The organism is Planctomycetia bacterium, from assembly GCA_034440135.1.
GTDB lineage: Bacteria > Planctomycetota > Planctomycetia > Pirellulales > JALHLM01 > JALHLM01.
This window is the reverse complement of record JAWXBP010000313.1, coordinates 1-20008: the sequence shown is the minus strand read 5'-3', so window position 1 is coordinate 20008 and position 20008 is coordinate 1. Positions and strand designations below refer to the sequence as shown.

15 protein-coding genes are annotated in these 20008 nt (G+C 62.1%); 11 read left to right on the top strand and 4 right to left on the bottom strand.

What is annotated here, in order from left to right; all coding sequences use genetic code 11:
- The first annotated feature begins 85 nt into the window (after positions 1-85).
- Positions 86-1828: an acyl-CoA dehydrogenase family protein gene (locus SGJ19_18830; protein MDZ4782306.1), complete on the top strand. Its 1743-nt coding sequence runs from the start codon at positions 86-88 to the stop codon at positions 1826-1828.
- A gap of 183 nt (positions 1829-2011) precedes the next feature.
- Positions 2012-2407 (top strand): J domain-containing protein, encoded by a 396-nt coding sequence (locus tag SGJ19_18825; GenBank protein MDZ4782305.1) that lies wholly within the window; start codon positions 2012-2014, stop codon positions 2405-2407.
- A gap of 40 nt (positions 2408-2447) precedes the next feature.
- Here the strand turns inward: SGJ19_18825 and SGJ19_18820 are convergent, their stop codons facing one another.
- Positions 2448-4010, bottom strand: coding sequence for a serine/threonine-protein kinase (locus SGJ19_18820; protein ID MDZ4782304.1), 1563 nt, complete (start codon positions 4008-4010; stop codon positions 2448-2450).
- Positions 4011-4352: 342 nt separating this feature from the next.
- Between SGJ19_18820 and SGJ19_18815 the strand changes: the two genes are divergently transcribed.
- Complete coding sequence (locus SGJ19_18815; GenBank protein ID MDZ4782303.1) at positions 4353-4595, top strand: hypothetical protein; 243 nt, start codon at positions 4353-4355, stop codon at positions 4593-4595.
- Positions 4596-4793: 198 nt separating this feature from the next.
- Here the strand turns inward: SGJ19_18815 and SGJ19_18810 are convergent, their stop codons facing one another.
- The gene (locus SGJ19_18810; protein MDZ4782302.1) at positions 4794-5060 is read right to left on the bottom strand and encodes a UPF0175 family protein; all 267 of its coding nucleotides are present in this window, start codon (positions 5058-5060) and stop codon (positions 4794-4796) included.
- A 167-nt stretch (positions 5061-5227) separates the two neighbouring features.
- Between SGJ19_18810 and SGJ19_18805 the strand changes: the two genes are divergently transcribed.
- The gene (locus SGJ19_18805) at positions 5228-7051 is read left to right on the top strand and encodes a TIGR03960 family B12-binding radical SAM protein (GenBank protein ID MDZ4782301.1); all 1824 of its coding nucleotides are present in this window, start codon (positions 5228-5230) and stop codon (positions 7049-7051) included.
- Positions 7052-7142: 91 nt separating this feature from the next.
- On the opposite strand, the gene SGJ19_18800 is transcribed toward SGJ19_18805, so the two are convergent.
- Positions 7143-8246: a sugar-binding protein gene (locus SGJ19_18800; GenBank protein ID MDZ4782300.1), complete on the bottom strand. Its 1104-nt coding sequence runs from the start codon at positions 8244-8246 to the stop codon at positions 7143-7145.
- A gap of 778 nt (positions 8247-9024) precedes the next feature.
- Here SGJ19_18800 and SGJ19_18795 point away from each other — a divergent pair.
- The 3 genes from SGJ19_18795 to SGJ19_18785 all read left to right on the top strand — a co-directional run bounded on the left by SGJ19_18795 (position 9025) and on the right by SGJ19_18785 (position 14503).
- Positions 9025-11343: a DUF1592 domain-containing protein gene (locus SGJ19_18795; GenBank protein MDZ4782299.1), complete on the top strand. Its 2319-nt coding sequence runs from the start codon at positions 9025-9027 to the stop codon at positions 11341-11343.
- Complete coding sequence (locus SGJ19_18790) at positions 11340-12674, top strand: DUF1552 domain-containing protein (GenBank protein ID MDZ4782298.1); 1335 nt, start codon at positions 11340-11342, stop codon at positions 12672-12674. Before SGJ19_18795 ends, SGJ19_18790 begins: the two co-directional genes overlap by 4 nt.
- Before the next feature lie 254 nt (positions 12675-12928).
- Positions 12929-14503 carry an amidase gene (locus SGJ19_18785; protein MDZ4782297.1) on the top strand — a complete coding sequence of 525 codons (1575 nt, stop codon included), beginning with the start codon at positions 12929-12931 and terminating at the stop codon, positions 14501-14503.
- Here the strand turns inward: SGJ19_18785 and SGJ19_18780 are convergent.
- Positions 14500-15153, bottom strand: a complete 654-nt coding sequence (locus SGJ19_18780; GenBank protein MDZ4782296.1) for a VTT domain-containing protein — start codon at positions 15151-15153, stop codon at positions 14500-14502. The two genes, SGJ19_18785 and SGJ19_18780, sit on opposite strands and share 4 nt — an antisense overlap.
- Positions 15154-15312: 159 nt before the next feature.
- On the opposite strand from SGJ19_18780, the gene SGJ19_18775 reads away from it, so the two are divergent.
- The 4 genes from SGJ19_18775 to SGJ19_18760 all read left to right on the top strand — a co-directional run.
- Complete coding sequence (locus SGJ19_18775) at positions 15313-16542, top strand: hypothetical protein (protein ID MDZ4782295.1); 1230 nt, start codon at positions 15313-15315, stop codon at positions 16540-16542.
- Positions 16539-17378, top strand: a complete 840-nt coding sequence (locus SGJ19_18770) for a flagellin (GenBank protein MDZ4782294.1) — start codon at positions 16539-16541, stop codon at positions 17376-17378. Before SGJ19_18775 ends, SGJ19_18770 begins: the two co-directional genes overlap by 4 nt.
- A gap of 233 nt (positions 17379-17611) precedes the next feature.
- Positions 17612-18607 carry an ABC transporter substrate-binding protein gene (locus SGJ19_18765; protein MDZ4782293.1) on the top strand — a complete coding sequence of 332 codons (996 nt, stop codon included), beginning with the start codon at positions 17612-17614 and terminating at the stop codon, positions 18605-18607.
- 17 nt (positions 18608-18624) lie between these two features.
- On the top strand, positions 18625-20008 hold a 1384-nt coding region (locus SGJ19_18760; protein ID MDZ4782292.1), incomplete at its 3' end, for a PAS domain S-box protein.

Sequence of the window (20008 nt, the reverse complement as noted above, 5' to 3'; positions counted from 1 at the left end):
ACTTGGGTGTTGGTCTTGCCACGTCGCCTTCCAGGCGTCACGGTAAGCGGCTCTCGGTCAGCAATCACCAGGCGGGGACGTACTTGTGGCGCAAACAGCTCGCGAAAAACAGATGGCCGAAGCGGAGGAATTGCTGGGCGACAGCCTGGCCCGGGTGGGCTTCGTGAAAGGCCTGTTTTTCGGGCGGCATCTGGCGGCCCGGTTGGCGGCGTATCCGAAATTCCGCGCTGCGGACGCCGTCGGCCAACAAGCGGCCGAATTGCGCTCGTTCTGCGACCGAGCGATCGACGCGGCGGCGATTGATCGCGAGGCGCGGATTCCCGACCAGGTGATTCGCGGGCTCGGGGATCTCGGCGTGCTGGGGGCATGCCTACCGTTGGAGTCCGGCGGACGTGGGCTTTCGCAGTCTTCTTATTGCCGGCTGATCGAGGTGCTGGGGCATCACTGCGGCAGCACGGCGCTGTTTGTGAATGCGCATCACTCAATTGGCCCACGGGCGATTGTGCTGTTCGGCAATGAGGAACAAAAAACGAAGTGGTTGCCGAAGCTCGCGACCGGCGAGTGGTTGAGCGCCTTTGCTCTCACGGAGCCGGAAGCCGGGAGCGACGCCGGCAACGTGCAGACGACCGCGACGCCGACGCCGGATGGGCGCGGTTACGTACTGAACGGCGAGAAGCGCTGGATTACCAACGGCGGCGTGGCCAGCGTGTTGACCGTGATGGCACGAACGCCGGCCGGCAAAGGAAAGGAAACCAAGGTCACCGCGTTCCTGGTCACGCCGGACATGCCGGGTTTTCAGGTCGTCGAAGAACGGATGTCGAAACTGGGCGTCCGCGGCACGGCAACTTCGCGGCTCGCGTTCCGCGAGATGTTTGTCCCGAAAGAGAATGTGCTTGGGCAACTCGGCAAAGGATTAAAAGTCGCGCTGACGGTGCTCGACTTCGGCCGGACGACGTTTGGCGCGAGTTGCGCCGGCGCGGCGAAGAAATGCCTGGAACTGGCCTCCGCGCATGCGGCGCAGCGGGTGCAATTCGGTGAAACTTTGGATTCGTTCGAATTGGTGCGCCACAAACTCGCCAACATGGCAGCGGGAATTTATGGCATCGAGAGCGCCACGTATCAGACCGCGGCGCTGATCGATTCCGGCGACGACGATTACATGATCGAAACGGCGCTGTTAAAGGTCTTCTCCACCGAGGTGCTGTGGACGATCGTCAACGATGCCTTCCAGATTTACGGCGGCAAGGCGTACTTCACCGATCAACCGCTGGAGCGGATGCTCCGCGACGCGCGGATCAACCAGATCGGCGAAGGCGCGAATGACGTGTTGCGAGTCTTTAGCGCGCTGGTTGGGATGCGCGACGTCGGGTTAGAGCTAAAAGGTGTGGTCGACGCGCTGTTGAACCCACTCGGCAATCTCACGCGATTGGGCGGGTTCGCTTCGCGCCGCCTGGGCAGTATGCTCGCCGCGCCGCCGGTCGAAGTTCGCGCCGCGGAACTGCGCGAGGACGCGGAGCAACTTGGCGCGTTGATCGGCCGCTTTGGCGGTCAGGTCGAAAAGCTGCTGCGAAAATATCAGGAAGGCATCGTCGATCAGCAGTTGCAACTCGCCCGCATCGCCGACGCCGCGGCGGAGTTGTACGTTTCCAGTTGCGTACTCAATCGCCTCGACGCTGAACTGTGCCACGACCCGCACGACGGCCATGCGACGCCGCCGGACCTTTCGCTTGGCAGACTTTTCCTCACGATGTCCCGCCGCCGCACACTGGGATGTTTGGCGGCGCTGTGGGAAAATGATGATGACGGCGTGATGGGGTATAAGGTTTGAAGATTTCTGTGGGTGAGAGAGTAGGTGGAGTAGGTAGTAGATCGCCTACACAAGTCCATACACTATGCGTCACTCGCGAAACTCCTCCTCTCCTCTTTTCTCTCCGACCAAGCGCCTCCTGGGTTCAATTGGTTTTCGACCCCTCCGTGACTCCGTGGTGAACTCTCAGCGCTGACTTTTCTCATGCCTCTCGCGAATTCGTTTCACCACTGGCCGACTGCGTTTGACGCCGCGACGGTGTTGTTGTTTGTTGTCGCGGCGATTTCGTTGCCGGCGTTGGGCTACGTCTTTCTCGCGCTCGATATTCGCCGTTACTTGCGGTCGTTGAATCGCGCGTTGATTCGAGTCGCCTCGCAACTCTATTCCACGCCGCGCTGGGCGCTGCCGGAAACCCCGCGCTGCCTGGCGGTGTTCGGGCTGCAGATTCCATGCACCGAAGAGGAGTTGATGAGCGCCTACCGCGAGAAAGTGAAAATGCTCCACCCTGACCGCGGCGGCGACAAGCGCCGATTCCTGGTCTTGCAGGCGCAGTTCACCGAGGCGATGAAACAGATTGGGGAACTGCGCAGGGAGGAATAGCTGTGAAGTACGCTGGAGCGTCTCGGATGATTCGTGCCTCCTATTGACGTGTCGCGTTGCGCATGGCCTTGTACTCCCGTCGCGATTGACGCGCCAAGCGGAACCATTCCCGCGCCGGTCGCGTGAACAGCAGCGCAAGCGCCGTCACCGCTAAGAGGATCGTGGGCAATAGGATGGTCGCTAACAGAAAGGATTGCGCGGTCAGCTCAAGTTCCTTTGTGTCGTCGGCGAAATGCAATAGAGTGATCGCCATCCAACTCATCACGAATCCGTAGATCGCGCAGAGCCCGATGGCGAGCCAGCGCGCTATGTTGCGTCCCATCAACACTCCCCAGCCCAAGGCCCCGACAATCGCGCCCGTGGCTACTATCGCCGCAGTTGTCAGCCAGACAACGTTTCGATCCGGCGCTGGCTGCCCGGGCAGTTCGACGGCCAAAGTGACAAAAATCTGCCCCGGCGCCATGAGCGCAATCATGCACAGCGCAGCGGCGAACAAGATGGAGGCCGCCGCCAGTACGGCGTTAGGGCGCTTGGCGAGTATGTCTCGCGGGTCGTACCGATAGCGATACGGCTCGGCGACGACGGGCTGCGCGGCGAGAAACCGATGGAGATCGGCAGCCAGGTCGGCCGCCCGCTGGTAGCGATCGTCGGGATCCTTGGCGGTCGCCTTGTGGACAATCGCCTCCAGGCCACGTGGGACGGTTCGATTCTTCCAGGAGACCGGCAACAGCGGTTTGGCGACGATTTGTCGAAGCACGCCTTCGCGGGAAGGCGCCACGATGGGATTGGCCAGCGCCAGTAGTTCGTACAGCACCAGGCCTAATGAGTAGACATCGGTTCGCTGATCGAGATCCAGCCGGCCGGTCACTTGCTCGGGGCTCATGTACATGGGCGTCCCGACCAATTGGCCGGTCAGCGTTAACGACCGATCGTCGAAGAAACGTGCGACGCCGAAATCCACGATGCGAATGTGCCCGGCGCGATCGACCATGATGTTGTCCGGTTTGACGTCGCGGTGGATGACTCCATGATCGTGCGCGTGTTCCAGGGCGAGCGCCGCTTCCCGGACAAGTTCACTTGCGCGGCGGACATGCAGCCCGCTTAGCTTTGTGTCCTTCAAAGTCTTTGGCGTGTGTCTTTTGCCGGAGAAGAACGGATTTGCCGAGTCCTCCACTTGCTCCACTTCCGTGGAGGCGTCCCAGTCGAATCGAATCGCCAGCGCCCGAGCCGCCTCCGGCTGCTGGGCGGCTTCGTCGATCGTGTCCGGAGCGTCGCTCGCGGCAATCATGCGATTGATGACATGCCGGAGGGTGACGCCGTCGACGAACTCCATCGCCATGAAGCAGGCCTGCTCGTCTTGGCCGACGAAATACACCTGCGCGATTCCGGCATGCATCAAGCGGGCCGCGGCCTGCGCTTCGCGGCGAAAACGGGCGATGTACTCGCCTTGCTCCAAGGCCGGCCCCAGCACTTTGAGCGCGACCGAACGTTGGAGCGAAAGCTGTTTAGCGAGATAGACGACGCCCATTCCGCCGGCGCCCAGTCGGCGCTCGATGCGAAAATCGCCGATGGTCACGCCGGATTCGAGTTCGCCAGGTCCCATGCGTTACGCTCTGCACCCGTCATTCGCTGGTTCGAGTCATTGAATGTACGGTGCGCAGGTAACGGGATCAACTCGGTCGATCAGTACATTTGATTCGGAAACGTCCCAAATTCCTTGGCGCGCGGGCACCTGGGGCTGGGGCGATTGAGAAACGGTAGTCTTCCGATTGCAGCTGGGGCATAGTGGCGGATTGTTGACAAATTCAATGAAGCCCCAGCTCGTTGGACCATGGCGACCGCGAAGCCAGCGCCCCTGCCCCAGGCACCCGGCGCAGGGAAGAAAAAACGAGCTAGCATGGGCGTTGAGATAGCGTGGGCGTTTTCGCCCCGATAGAATAGATCTGTGGCTACCGCACCGGAAAACATTGAGTTGACGCCCGACCAGCGTGCTCGCATCGCCCGGCTGGCCGACAATCTCGGCACTCCGTGGGATGCCGCCCTCGATGAGGCGCTAACGCTGGCCGAGAAGCGCAATCCGCGACGCATCAAGCCGGGCGAAAACGCCTACGATGCCATGGTGCGACTTGGTTTTCTGGGCAGCGTTGAAGGACCGGCGGATTTGAGCGCGCGGTCAATCGACGTGTAGTATTTGCGCATCGCTGCAAACGATACGAGATGGGTGCCTGGGGCTGGGGCACTTGAGAAACGGTTATGGCGCCAAAGCGGCTGGGGCATCGTCGCGGTTGGCAAGGCAGTTCATCGAAGCCCCAGCGCGTCGGACGTTGCTGGACCGGCATTTCAGTGCCCCTGCCCCAGGCACCCGGCGCTGCGACGAGACGCCAAATCATTCGCCTAGCAACTCGCGAAAATCGGCAATCTGCTCATCCAGTTCCGCCATTGTGACCAGATCCTCGGTCACGTTGTGGCGCTTGAGCACGCCGTCCGCCTCATACCGCGAAATACCAAGCGACTCGGCAAACCGCCCGTGCGATAGCTTCCCCTGGCGATAAAGTTCGACAAGCGCGGCCTCTTTCGCCGCCTGGTCAAGATCGCCCAGTTCGCGTCGCAGCTGGGCTTCGACGTCTTCCGGCAAATCAAAGGTTATGGACATTTTTATCTCGACAACCGCTGAGGAGTCGGCGTGGTTCTGACCCAATTATAGCCGAAACTAACCGCGGAGTTAGGAAATCGGACTCGTCCCATAGTCACTCCCGCACTTGGCGTCGCCTATAACGCAAACAGACCATCACGTATGATCTTAGGTACAATAGCAAACCCATGCTCAACCTCCCCCTCAAAACCCAGGTCACCGCGCACCTCCTCCCGCATGTCGAGGGGCCGGCGCAGTATTTGGGGGGGGAGTTGAATGCCGTTCGCAAGGAGTACGGCGACGTGCGCGGGCGGTTGTGCCTGGTATTTCCGGATCGGTATACGATCGGGATGAGCCATCATGGCTTGCAGGTGTTGTACACGTTGATGAACGACCGGGCCGATTGGGCCTGCGAACGGGCGTTCGCCCCGTGGGTCGACATGGAACGCGAGCTGCGGCGGACCGGGACGCCGCTTTACAGCTTGGAGAATTTCACGCCGCTCGTGGAGTTCGACGTCGTGGGGTTCACGTTGCAGTACGAAAACTGCTATACGAACCTGCTGACCGTGCTCGATCTGGGCGGTATCCCGTTGCACAACGACGAGCGGACGCTTGCGCACCCGTTGGTGATCGCGGGCGGGCCGTGTGCGCAGAATCCCGAGCCCATCGCGCCGTTCATCGACGTGTTCGTCACCGGCGACGGCGAGCCGTCGTTGCCGTTGATCTGCGATTTGTGGCTGGAATTGAAACAAGCGGCTGGGCGCGTGCTCGACGGCGCGGCGGGGCGGCAACAGCGCGAGGAATTACTCGTCGAGCTGGCGCGACGATTGCCGTTCGCCTATGTGCCGAGTCTTTATGACCCGGAGTACAGCCGCGACGGGCAGTTTCTTGGCTTGCAGCCGCGCTATCCGGGCATCCCGACGACGATCGAGCCGGCGGTGATTTCGGATCTCGATGCGATTCCGCTCCCGACGCGGCCGATCGTGCCGAACATCGAATGTGTGCATGATCGGATCGCGATCGAGATCATGCGCGGCTGCCCCTGGCAGTGCCGGTTTTGCCAAAGCACGGTCATTAAGCGGCCGCTACGCGTGCGTGAGGTCGAAACGATTGTCCAAGGGGCGTTGGAATCGTATCGCCATACCGGGTTCCGGGAGATTTCGCTGCTATCGCTCTCGACCAGCGATTATCCGTACTTCCCGCAGCTCGTGCGGCGGATGCAGGAGGTATTTCATCCCTTGGGGGTGAAGATCGCGCTGCCGAGTTTGCGCGTGAACGAGGCGCTGGAATCGGTCGTCGCGATGATGGCTAGCGATCGCCGCGGGCTGACGCTGGCGCCGGAAGTCGCGCGGGACGACATGCGGGAGCAGATTCGCAAGAAGATCAGCAACGAGGATCTGTATCGCGGCTGCCGGACCGCGTTTCAGAATGGTTGGCAGCAGGTGAAATTGTATTTTCTCTGCGGCTTGCCGGGCGAGCGCGTGGTCGACTTGGACGGCATCATCGAAATGGCGGAGACGATCGCGCGGATCGGCAAGGAAGAACGCGGGCAGACGCCGAAGGTGGTGGCCAGCGTGTCGAACTTTGTGCCGAAGTCCCACACGCCATATCAATGGACCGGCATGCAGACGCGCGATTACTTCAATTGGGCGCGGGAACACTTGTTTCAGAAGCGGCGGATCAAGGCAGTGATGCTCAAACGGCACGATATTGAGATCAGCCTCGTGGAAGGCGTGCTGAGCCGAGGCGATCGCCGCGTCGCGGCCGGCATCGAGTTGGCATGGCGTCGCGGCGCGCGGCACGATAGCTGGTACGAGATGTTCAACCCCGCCATCTGGTGGCAAGCGTTCGCCGACGCTGGCGTGGATGTGGACTGCGTGCTGCACGCTTCGTTTGAACTTACTGACCGGCTGCCCTGGGATCACCTCAACGTGAAGAAGGGGCGGACGTTCCTGGAAAAGGAACACCACCGCGCCACGGTCCAGTTGGCGGAGTTGGCGACGGTGGGGTAGTTGCCCGCGAAAAACGCGAAAGGCGTGGCGCAATCAGAGATTGACGCCACGCCCTAGAATTCGCTGCGATGTGCCAGTTACCAGCGGCAACTCAGCAACTCGGCTGACGGTTCCGCCGGTACGCCGCAAGCCCGACCACGCCAATCGCAATCAAGACCAACGACTGCGGTTCGGGGACCGGGATTGGCCCGCCGACTCCGAAGTTGTTCCGCACGCCGTTGAGGTCGTTGATATTGACGTCGCCGTCGTAGGGAAACGCGTCGCCAGCGGTGGAACCCGCCGTGCCGGTGTTGCCAAAGTTATTGCGGACAGCGTTCAGATCGTTGATATCCACATCGCCGTCGTTGTCGGTGTCGCCGATCTGACCTTCGACTGGCTTGACGAAGGTGATTTCGCCATGCGGCCGATCGGCGAAGAACTGCGAGTCGGACACATTCCAATCCGGCAGCAGATTGCCGCCATCGCTGGTGATGCGACCCATATTGAAGTACCAGGTGTCGTCGACTTCGGGCGCGAAGTTGTGGTATAGACCCTGGATGTCAATATTGTCCAAGGCGTCCGGATTGTCGGCGTCAAAATCGGTCCACGTAACCTTGATTTCGGTCACGCCGCCGCCAGCGGACATATTTTGCGCCATCGCCGTGTTCAGCAACCCTTCCCAGAGCCCCTGGTTGCCGAAAGTTGTGTTTTCGTGCGCTTCGGTGTAAATGCCCGTGTTGGTGACGACCGCTCCCTCGTCGATCGCGGAGGCGCCCATGTATTGGTTGAAGGCAATCTGGTAGCCGTCCGGCCCGGCGAATTCCGAGACGTTCGGCTCGCCGTCCACGTTCGGGTCGACGTACAAGTTCAAGCTGTCGTCGCCAAAGTTGATACTTCCCGTCGACGGACCGGCACTCCAGTTTCCATAGTCGGATTGGAACAGGATGTACATCGCCTCGTCATCCCAGACGGCTTGCCAGCGGGAGTTTTGGTTGTCGCTCCGCGACGTCTCCCGCAACAGTTTCCAGCCCCCTTGTTCGGCCGCGGCGCCGTCCCATTCACCAGCCGTCACGACGCCATCGATGATCGGCGGACTCTCGGTGAAGTTGACGTCGTAGGTTCGGATCGTCTGCGCGTTGGCGACGCTGGTCACGAAGCCAATCCCGGCTGCCGCGATCGAAGCGCATAAAGCCAAGCTGCGTCGTTGCATGAACATGTGAAGCACCTCTCGATGAATTGGAGAATTTTCATGCCGCGCGATCGCGGATGGATCGCAGGGAGAAACGACGCGCGAACAACCAAGGTCAAATCATCAAAACGATTCGGGCGATTTTCACGGGCGCGGCCCCGATTCTAGAGGCAAACGCCAGTGGAATTCAATGAGAGCGCCCTGGAAATTCCGGAAAAGTGGAAAAAGTGACGACATCGCGCATGTCATAGGTGCGCATAGATCAGGCGGAGGTTGCGCGCTGGCGAACCGGCAGAAGCGAGCTACTTCGAGGCGGCGATAGCCGCGGCGGAGTGAGCCTGTATGGCTAAGTGCGCACGCGGAAGAAGTAAAGCGATGGGTGCCACTGGCGGCTTGTCCGCCAGTGCGGTTTTAGTCTTGCCGGCTGGCCCAACTCCAGCACTGGCGGACAAGCCGCCAGTGGCACCCCACACCAAACTTTCTGTGGGTGTACGTAGAATCGATGTGCTCCTGAAACCCAGGGAAGGGCCTCGAAATCGAACCATTCGCGACGACTTCGAGGCCCTTCCCTGGGCTTTTTCTCTCGGCGGCGCGTAATTCCATATTGGACCCTGCCGGTTGGCGAATTCTGGCCCATTTCCCGGCCTTACCATTCGAGTTTTCACCCCCATATCGAGGGTCCGCAAGGTGGACACGCATATGGTCCGATTTATATAATGGCGACGGGTCGGCGGCGACGCCGATTTCCCTCCGGCGCGGTGCGCCCCCGCCTCCCTCCTCCACCAACCCGCCAGCGAGCTTCACGATGCAGCGATTGCGTCTATGCTTCGCCTTGATTGTGGGCGGCCTATTGGCTGTCGAGGCGCGTGGCGTGGAGCCTGCTTCTCCGGACGCGGAGGGATTTCAAAAGCAGATTCTGCCGCTGCTCGCGAACTACTGCGGCGATTGCCATGGCGACGAAGCTGCCGAGGCGGAGTTGAGTCTGACGAAGTGGGAATCTCCCCAGTCGGCGATGGCGGATCGGGAGAAGTGGATTCAGATTCTGAAGATGGTCCGCGCTGGCGTGATGCCGCCGCCGGACTACGAGCCCGTTTCGCCCGACGACTTGATGCTGCTCAGCGATTGGGTCGATCGCGCGGTGCTGATGATCGATTGCGGACAAGAACGGAGCGATCCGGGACGCGTGACGATTCGCCGCTTGAATCGCGCCGAATACAACAACACGATTCGCGACCTGACCGGCATCGCGCTGCGACCGGCCGACGACTTTCCGGCCGACGACGTCGGCTACGGATTCGACAATATCGGCGACGTGCTGTCGTTGCCGCCCGTGCTGTTCGAGAAGTATCTGGCGGCCGCGGAGAAGGTGGTCGATCAGGCGATCGTGATGCCGGGCCCTGGGCCGGAGGACGAACGCGTTGCGGCGAACAAGTTGCGCAGCCGTCCCACGCGTGAAGTGGACGAACGCGGTTTCGTCAAACTGCATTCGCAGGACGATCGGGTCACCGCGCCGGATCGCATCGAGCAAAAGGGACAATACATCGTCCGCGTCCGAGCCTACGCCGATCAGGCCGGTGACGAAACGGCGAAACTCTCCGTGCGGCTCGATCGCGACGAGGTACAGACCATCAGCGTCGCGCACACCGTGGATGCGCCGGGCGAGTATGAGGTTCAATTTAAGGCCGAAGACACCGGGCGCATCACCCTGGCGTTTGTGAACGATTTCGTCGGTCAAGGCGACGACGGCATTGAGCGCGATCGGAACGTGTATGTCGAATGGCTCGAATACTACGGTCCATTGCCGACGGATGAAAAGTTGCCGGAATCGCATCGGCGGATCGTGATCAAGCAGCCCGGTGAAAAGGATCGCCGTGAAGTAGCGCGGGAAATTCTGGCGCACTTTGCGAAGCGAGCGTTTCGTCGCCCGGTGACCGACGAGGAAGTCGACGGATTGCTGCCGCTGTACGATCTGGCCGCGGACCATCCCGCGCCGTTCGAGCGCGGCTTGCAGTTGGCGTTGAGCGCGGTGTTGTCGTCGCCGAGTTTTTTGTTCCGGATCGAAAACGACCCGACGGAAGCAGTCGCCGGCGAAGCGTATCCGATCAGCGAATGCGAGTTGGCCACGCGGCTGTCGTATTTTCTGTGGAGCTCGATGCCGGACGAGGAATTGTTCGCACTGGCCGATCGCGGCGAGTTGCGCGCGAATCTGGATAGCCAGATCGCGAGAATGCTGGCCGATCCGAAGTCGCAAGCGCTGGTCGAGAACTTCGGCGGGCAATGGCTGCAAACGCGTCGGCTCGATTCCTTTTCGCCCGACCCGGCGCGCTTCCCGGAGTTTGACGAGGCCTTGCGGAAGGCCATGCGGCAGGAGACGGAAAGCTTCTTCACCGCGATTGTGCGAGAAGATCGTAGCGTGCTGGAATTTATCGACGCCAATTACACGTTCCTCAACGAACGACTGGCGAAGCTGTACGGCATCGAAGGTGTCACCGGCGACGAATTTCGCCGGGTCGAACTTGGCGACTCCCCGCGCGGCGGCGGCGTGTTGACGCAGGCCAGCGTGTTGGCGATTACTTCCAACCCCACGCGGACTTCGCCGGTCAAACGCGGCAAATGGATCATGGAGCAATTGCTCGGTACGCCGCCTCCGCCGGCGCCGCCAAATGTGCCGGAGCTGGATGGCGCCGAAGGAATGAAGCTCGTGGGCTCGCTGCGCGAGCGCATGGTGCAGCACCGCGAGAATCCACTCTGCGCTTCGTGCCACCAACAAATGGACACGCTGGGTTTCGGGATGGAGAACTTCAACGCCATCGGCCAATGGCGCGAGCAGGACGGCGAATTTGCCATCGACGCGGCCGGGACGCTGCCCGACGGGCGGTCGTTCGCGACGCCACGCGAGTTGAAACGCGTGCTGTTGGAGGACCGGCAGGGGATTGGCCGGTGCCTGGCGGAGAAAATGCTGACGTATGCCCTCGGCCGCGGGGTCGAGTATGATGACAAATGCGCGGTGGACGAAATCGTGACCGCGCTCGATCAGAACGACTATCGTTTTTCCGTGTTGGTGCGGGCGATCGTGGCGAGCGATCCCTTCCAGTACCGTCGAGCTCAAGGAGCGGAACAATGACACGACGTGGCGTATCGCGGCGAAGCGTGCTCAAGGGGCTGGGAGCGGCGGTGGCGCTGCCATTGTTCGATTCCGGCTGGCCGAATCGCGTCGTCGCTGCCGAAGCGGTCGCGCATACGCCGCGCCGCGTGGCGTTCCTGTACGTGCCCAACGGCGTCAACATGGCCCACTGGCGACCGGAGCAAACGGGAACCGGCTACACGCTGCCGTCGATCCTGGAACCGCTCGCCAGTTTCCGCGAAGACATGCTGGTGCTGAGTGGACTGACCTGCGACAAGGCCCGGCCGAACGGCGATGGGGCGGGTGACCACGCCCGCTCGCTATCGGCGTTCCTCACCGCGAGCCAGGCGAGGAAGACGCACGGCGCGGATATCTTCGTCGGCACATCGATCGACCAGGTAGCCGCCGAACGCGTGGGCACCCAGACGCGGTTTTCTTCGCTCGAAATCGGCTGCGAACCGGCGCGTCAATCGGGCGATTGCGACTCCGGGTACAGCTGCGCGTACTCGTCGAGCATGGCCTGGAAGTCGCCGACGCAACCGCTGGGAAAAGAGATCGACCCGCGGCAGGGCTTCGAGCGGCTGTTCGGCAGCGGCGAGTCCGGCGCGTCGGCCGAACGGAAGCAAGATCGCCAGAGCGTGCTGGATTACGTGCAAGGTGACGCCAATCGGTTGCGCGGCCGGCTGGGGACGACCGATCGTCGCAAGTTGGACGAGTACTTGACTGCCATCCGCGAGTTGGAGCTCCGCATCTCCCGGCACGAGGACCGTGCGAAGGAGTTTAAGCCCAACTTCGAGCAACCGACGGGCATTCCGGACAATTATGGCGAGCACATTCGCCTGATGGGCGATCTGATGGTGCTAGCGTTCCAATCGGATTCGACGCGGATTTGCACCTTCGTCTTCGCCAACGAAGGGAGCAACCGCGACTACCGTTTGATCGACGTGCCGGAAGGACATCACGACCTTTCCCACCACGGCAGCGAAGCGGCGAAGCTGGAAAAGATCCGCAAGATCAATCATTTCCACACGACGCAATTGGCCTACATCCTGGAGAAGCTGAAAGCGACTCCGGACGGCGACGGCAACTTGCTGGACAATTCGATGATTGTGTACGGCTCTGGCATCGGCGACGGCAATCGCCACAACCACGACGATTTGCCGATCCTGCTGGCCGGTCGAGGCGGCGGAACGATCACGCCGGGCCGCCACATCGAGTTTTCCGACGAAACCCCGCTGGCGAACCTGTATCTCTCGATGCTCGATCGCATTGACGCCGCGGTGGATCATCATGGGGATAGCACGGGGCGGTTGGGGGAGCTGGAGGTCTGAGTTGGAAGTTTTCAGTGTTCAGTTTTCAGTGGCTTGGGATCCACGATTGGGGAAGAAACTCCGTGGCCCGGCGAAGTAACTTCACGATGCGTGAATGATTCCAACTGGAAAGCGAGGCTGTGACGATGCGATTTCTGGTGTTGGTGAGCGCGGTGGCCACATTGGCGGTGGCGGCTGCGGCGGTGTTGAAAGAGATGCAGGATCGGCCGACCGTGCTGGCGCCGAGGCGCCCGTAATTTCCCTGGCGTTCTGCCGTGCCTAGCGTGACATCGCCGCCTGTGAGTTCTCTCACGCGCTGGACGGCGCTAGAAATTGCCGCGCGCGTTCGCGATGGCAGCGTCTCTGCTCGCGACGTCGTGCAGGCGCATATCGACCGAATTATCTCGATCGACGGGCGGCTGACCGCCGTCGTCCTACGTCGTTTCGATGAAGCTCTGCAGGAAGCGGACGCGATCGACCGGGATCGCGCCAATGGGAAGTCGCTTGGCCTTCTTGCGGGCGTGCCCGTCACGATCAAAGAGTGCTTTCATGTCCGTGGACTTCCTTCGACGCTGGGCGTCGAGCGCTTTCGTTTCCAGGTCGCCGAGAACGACGGCCCGCTCGTCACGCGGCTCCGCGCCGCCGGAGCGATCGTACTTGGCAAAACGAATGTCCCGCAATTGATGATGCTGTATGAGTCGATGAATCCACTCTACGGCCGAACGCTGCATCCAGCGCGGGACGACCGCAGCCCGGGCGGATCGAGCGGGGGCGAGGCGGCGATCATCGCGGCGCATGGTTCGCCGCTCGGACTCGGGAGTGATCTCGGCGGCAGCATTCGCCAGCCGGCGCATTGTTGCGGCATCTTCGGGCTCAAGCCGACGACGGGACGGTTAACGACGCAAGGCGCGCTGTTGAATCTCAACGGTATGGAAGCGATCGGCGTGCAGCCGGGGCCGATGGCGCGATGCGTCGGCGATCTTGCCTTGGCGATGCGCGTATTGGTCGCTCCCGAGGGAGATCGTTCCGATCCCGTGTTACCGCCGGCGCCGTGGACCAATGATTGCCAGCGAGATTTGAAGTCACTGCGCATCGGCGTCTTTGAGGAGGACGGCTACTTTACACCGTCTGCTGCTGTGCGGCGCGCGGTGCTCGAAGCCGCGGACGCCTTGCGCGGCGCCGGGGCGATCGTCCGGCCGTTTCAGCCGCCGGATATTCAAGAGGCGATGCGCGTCTATTTCGGCTTGATCGGCGCTGACGGCGGCGCTGACTTTCGGCGGATGCTGGGCAACAGCGATTGCGATGCGCAAGTGGCCCAATTGTTGCGATTGGGTAGCTTGCCGAACGCTCTGCGGCGTCCGCTGGCGTGGTGCGCCGATCGCTTGGGGCAACATTCCATTGCCGAGCTGTTCCGTTCGATTCGCACGGCGAGCGCCGACGAGTATTGGCAATTGGTCGATCGCCGCAATCGGTACTCGGACCGTTTTTTCCACACGATGGATGCGTGCGAAATCGACGCGACCCTCTGCCCCGTATTCGGCACGCCTGCGCTGCGTCACGATACCTCGACCGTGCTAACGCGCGCGGGCAGTTATTGCATGTTGCCAAACTTGCTGGGCACGCCAGCTGGCGTGGTTCCTTGGACGGCGGTGCGCGAAGAAGAGAAGGCGTCGCGCCCCGATTCGCGCGATCGAGAACAACGGGCGGCGATTCAAGCGGATGCCGGGAGCGCGGGCTTGCCGATCGGCGTGCAAATCGTCGCGCGGCCATGGCGCGAGGATCTCGTACTCGCCGTGATGGCGCAGCTGGAAACAATGCGCCCGAACTCCGACTCCGTCGGCGCAAGCTAAGCCGATCCAACGGGCTCCGCTGCGGGCCAATATCGCTTGGCGATCGCGGCGGCCAGCAGCGGCAGCGCAATCGAGGCGATGAGCGCTGTTAGCTCGATGCCGGCCTCGCGCGAAAGCGCTCCGCATGTTGCGTAGACCGCCGAAAGGCCGAGGTTGCTGAGCATCGCCGCCGGGAGGAACTTTCGCCAACTCAGGCGTGCGGCGCCCATCACCAGCACGGATGCTTCCGCCAGCACTGGCAGAGCTCGCGTGAGCACGATCAATCGCGTCCCGTGGCGATCCGTCAAGCGCTCCATGCGCGCCAGTTCCACCGGACCGGCGAGGCGCTCCGCGAGCGGCTTTCCAAAACATCGAGCGAGCGCAAATGCCGCGACCGCGCCGAGCGTCATGCCGATCCACGACGCGAGCGCGCCGGCGACGATACCCAAGCGTTGCCCCGCGAAAGTGCTCACAGCGCTCGAAGGGACGGGCAAGAACACATCCGTTGCCAGCACGCCGACTACGAACATCGCCGCCCGCGGAGCGGAGACGGATTGATCGAGCCGAGTTTGAATCCAGTGTTCTGACGCCGCGCCAAATCCGACAAACGGCACGATCGGCACCGCGAGTACGAGCAGCACCAGCAGGCTCCAACGAAATAAGGGTCGCATGGGTGCTCGTAAAGAATTGGCTCAAGTACACCGGGATTACGGCCGGCGGGCGTTTGACTCAGTCGGGTCCCGTCCTAGCTTTGATTGTCCCGAGGGCGTTTCCGGTGCGCGCTTGCGCGCTCGTACGCCCTCACCATTCTGGTAAGACGGAACTCCGCAATGCAATCCCGGGCGTGGGCGATCACCTGGCGCAAGTGGCTGTTGTTAGTCGGCTTTGCGACGACGACCGGCGTCTATTCGTTGCCGGCGCAGACGGCGCAGGAAGTGGAGATCGCCCGGGCGGCGCGGCAATTTCGTCGGCAAGTATATCTGAACTATCGCACTGATCGGGGCGAATTCGACCACCGCCGCGCCGCCGCGTCCCAGGCGGAACAAGCTTTTCGCGACGCCGGCGGCTCGGACGACGATGCGGAACGTTTGCGAACGTGGTTGCTGGCCGGCGCCACCGCGAGTGAGGGCGGGGCCGCCTTGCCGCCGACACCCGAGTTTGGCTCGCCGTCCAAAGTCGCCGAAGTTGAACCGATACCATCCACGGCGTCGGACGTGCCGTTCGGGCCGGAGCCGGAATCGACCCCGCATTTCACCGCCGAGGACACCAGCGTCACGACGCTGGAAGTTCCCGTCGCCACGCCCGAACTCGAATCCGCCGAGCCTGCGACGGTTTTCGAAGAAGGATCATCGACTCCGCCGGTCGATGATTTCCCGGTCGTAGAGATGCCAGCAACGGATGAGCCGGAGATTGTCAGCGACGTTCCTGCGCACGACGACGAGCCAGTGACCGAAGTGCAGCCTGACGTCGCCGAGGCGCCTGTTGCGGAATCGACGCCGATTGAAGAAGAACCGTTCGTTGATGATGATGCGCAGGTCAACAATGAAGAGCCGACGGTTGCCGTGGAGGCGGAGCCAGCTCCAATTAAACCGGAGGTTGCGCCGGAGGTCGCGGATACGCCTGCGCCGGAATCGACGGACGAACCTGAGACGGCGGCTGTTGCTGGCGTGAATCTTCCAGAGTTGGCGGCGCGTGTGTCGGGGCACAACTTCGCTGTGCGCGGCCTGATGCTGGACTGGGGCCAAGGCGCTCACGGCGACGTGGAGGAACTTTCCGTGGCCGTGGAGCAAGCGGCCTCGCTGGGCCAGCGCTACGGCATGTTGGAAACGTATTTGGGTTTGATCGGAACGGCGGAGCGCCAGCGCACCGGCGACTTGGAAAAACTCGACCGCGTGTTTACGGTGCTGGCCGACGCCGTCGCCGAATTGCGGGAACGCTACGAAGCGTCTGACCTGCCGGCCGAGAAGCGATCGGCGGAGATCGTGCGGCTGAATCAACTTTCCCGGCGATTGGCGGAAGCCTTCGCCGTTTATGACGCGCAGTCGGAGCATCAACTGTGAATCGCATCGCGAGTCGTGTGAGCGGAACCGAACTTACCGCGATCCAGAACGTCAACGCCGCCTTCGCGCAGATCGCTGAAGCCGGCTTGCAACTATCGACGCTGAAGCGGATTAACCGCGCCAGCGACGATCCGGCCGGTTTGATCGCCGCCGAGCAGTTGCGCAGCGAGTTGGAATCTCTGGAAGCGGCCTCGCGAAGCAGCACCCGTGCGACGGCGGCCGTGAGCCTGGCCGATGCCGGACTCTCGCAAATCACAGGATTGTTGAACACCGTGCAGGACCGCGTCCTGGAAGCGGCTGGCGGCAACTTAAGCGAGGCCGAGTTGGCGGCGAATCAATTGGAAATCGATGCGGCGCTGGAAGCCGTGGATCGCATTGGCGCTTACACGGGGCTCAGCGACGGCGGCGAGATCAGTTTTGCTCCGACCGGCGACGTGAACGACGTTGCCGGTATCGCGCTGCCCGCGGTAAGCCGCGCTGCGCTCGGCAGTGACGAAGTCAAACTCCAAGACTTGGCGTCGGGAGGTTCGACCAGCTTGGCCCGTCGGCGCTATGCGCAAGCCATTGGCGCCGTCAGTTCCGCCCGCGATCAGGTGCTGTCGACACGGGCGCGATTGGGCGCTTTCGAGCGGTATACGATCGACGCATCGCGCGATTTCGTCGATGGATTGCAGGTCACGCTCAGTGAATCGCTGAGCCAGATCGAGGACGTCGATCTCGCGGCAGCGACAGCCAAGCTAGTTCGCGGGCAAGTCCTGGGGCAAGCCGCCATCGCCTCATTGCGCACAGCGGGCGAAAGCCGTTCGCTGTTGAAAAGTCTCTTGGCGGATATTTGACGAAGCGTGCATCGGCAAGGTCGTTGCGACCCCTTCGACCCATCCTGCCGGCCGAAGCGGCATGCTCCGCTCGCCCCTCCTGTAGCAATACGCGGCTCTTAGCTGCGCCCTACCTTTGATCGAGCGCATGCGCGTCGATAGCCGGCCGGCGGACGACCAGTCAGTCGCGCCGCTCGGCGCAGCGTCGTTTTCGTTGCATTGCGCTGCCACGCCAATGCATGGGAGTCGTGACCATGATTCAAATCTCTGAGCGCACGGGCCGATGTCAGGCGCACACCTGGCGCGTGGTCTTGCTGTCGTTGGTCTTGGGTACGGCCAGTTGCGCATCCAATGAGCCGCGAACGTTGCGGATTGCGGCCAATCCTTGGCCTGGCTTCGAGTATTTTTACCTTGCGCAGGAGCTCGGCTTCTTCCGCGAGGAAGGCCTCGACGTGCGCCTGGTGGAGCAGACATCGCTGCGCGATTCGCGCCGCGTGTATGTACGTGGACTTGTCGACGGCCTATTGGCTACGCCGACCGATGTGGCGGCGCTCGAAATCGAAGGCGGTCGTCGCGTTGTGGTGCGACAAGTCTTCGATGGGTCCTACGGCGGCGACGTGATCATCGCGCGCGATCCGTTTCGCACGATGCAAGACTTGCGCGGGAAACGCATCGCGATCGAACAAGGCCTCGGCAACTATTTTCTCGCCCGGGCGCTGCAGATTTCCAACATGCGGCCGGACGACGTCGAAGTAGTGGATCGCCCATATTCGGCAGCGGCGGAATCGCTATGTGACGGAACGGTAGACGCGATTCACGCCTATCCGCCGACGCTCGAGCAGTTGGCGAAGATGACGGACGTTCAATTTCACATCGTCTTTACGAGCAAGAAATTGCCCGACGAGATCCTGGACTTGCTGATCGTCGATCCCGTCGTTGCCGTAGAACGAGGCGACGATTTAGACCGTCTGGAGCGGGGCTACGATCGCGCCGTGCATTTCACCGCCGACAAACCGGAGGTTGCGATGCGCATTATGGCGGACCGAGAGGGAATTTCGCCCGAGGCTTTTGCAAACTTTCTGCGCAGCGATTTGCGGATGATTCAACCCCAAGACCGGGCTGCCTACCTGACCACTGGTGGGCCTGTCGCCGTAGCCATTCAGCGCTCGCACGAAATCCTCAGCAAATATCGCGAAGTGAAGCATGCCGTGGCTGGAACTGCCACGGCGCCCTTGTTGGACGCCCCCTGATCCCCGCCTGCGAAGTTATGCCCGAACATTTTCCCTCGACAATCGAACCGTCTGTAAAGCGCATCCGTTCGCTGCGCGTGCGGCTGCCGCTCGCCATGCTCTCGTTGGGGCTGTTGATTTGCGCTTGCGGCGCTTGGCTGACCGGGCGAATGATGCTGCAGAGCAACCAGACAGCCGCAATGCGCCGCGGCGGCGTGCTGGTGCATTCCGTGGAGCATGCGGCCGAGACCATCCGCAACGCGAACGACCTCCAGCGCTACGTCGCCGCGCTCGGCGGGGAAGAGGACGTCAATCTCATTGTGGTCGTGGCCGGAATGCCGGATGAAACGCCGCGCGTGGTGGCCTCGACGCGCCATGCCTGGCTGGGCGATTCACTGGATGAGTTGCCGGATCAAGCGTTGCAAGCGCGGTTGCGCCGGGCCATTGGCGAACACCGCTTGATCTCCGCCACGACGCAACAAGGCGCCAGCCTGCGTTTGTCGGGACCCGTGGCGGCGGATTCATTGCTCGGCGCGTTTGGTACGCGCGGCGCCACCGTGGTCGACCTCGATCTGCGCCGTACGGCGCAGCAATGGCGCGCTTCGGTCCGCGAGGCCGCCCTGCGGAGCGTGGCCACGGTGTTAGCGGTCACTTTGGCCGCGATGGGCGTCATGGCCTTGACGGTGTTGCGTCCCATCGCGGCGCTGAACGCCGCGATTGTCGCCCGCAGTCTGGGCGATCGGGCCGTGCGCGCGCCGGTCGAACGCGATGACGAAATCGGCGCCGTCGCGTCGGAGTTCAATCGGATGCTCGATTCGGTCGCCGCGGGCGAAGAGTCGGTGCAGGCCCATGCGCTGGCGATGGAGAACGCGTGGCGTGAGTTGGAGTTTCTCCGTTTCGCCTTCGATCAGCATTCCGACGTATCGATGACGGACGATCGCGGCCGGATTACGCACGTCAATCACAAGTTTTGCGAGATCAGCGGCTACGATCCCGAGGAGTTGCTCGGGCGCGACCACCGCATGTTGAACGCCGGCTTTCATCCGCCCGAGTTCTGGCGACAAATGTACGCCGTCACCGCGTCGGGCGCCGTTTGGCATGGCGAGATCTGCAATCGAAGCAAGGACGGATCGCTGTACTGGGTCGACGCGACGATCATTCCGCATCTCGCGCCGGACGGGCGCGTCGAACGCTATATCAGCATCCGCACGGACATTTCCGAGCGAAAGCGCGCCGACGAAGCGCTCTGCCACGAGCGGGCGCGATTAAAAACCTTCGTCGACTACGCACCCGCGGCGATCGCCATGCTGGACCGGAATATGCATTACATCGCCGTCAGTCGGCGCTGGCTGGCGGACTACCACCTCGACGAAGAAGTCGTCGTCGGTCGCAGTCACTACGACGTATTTCCCAATATTCCGG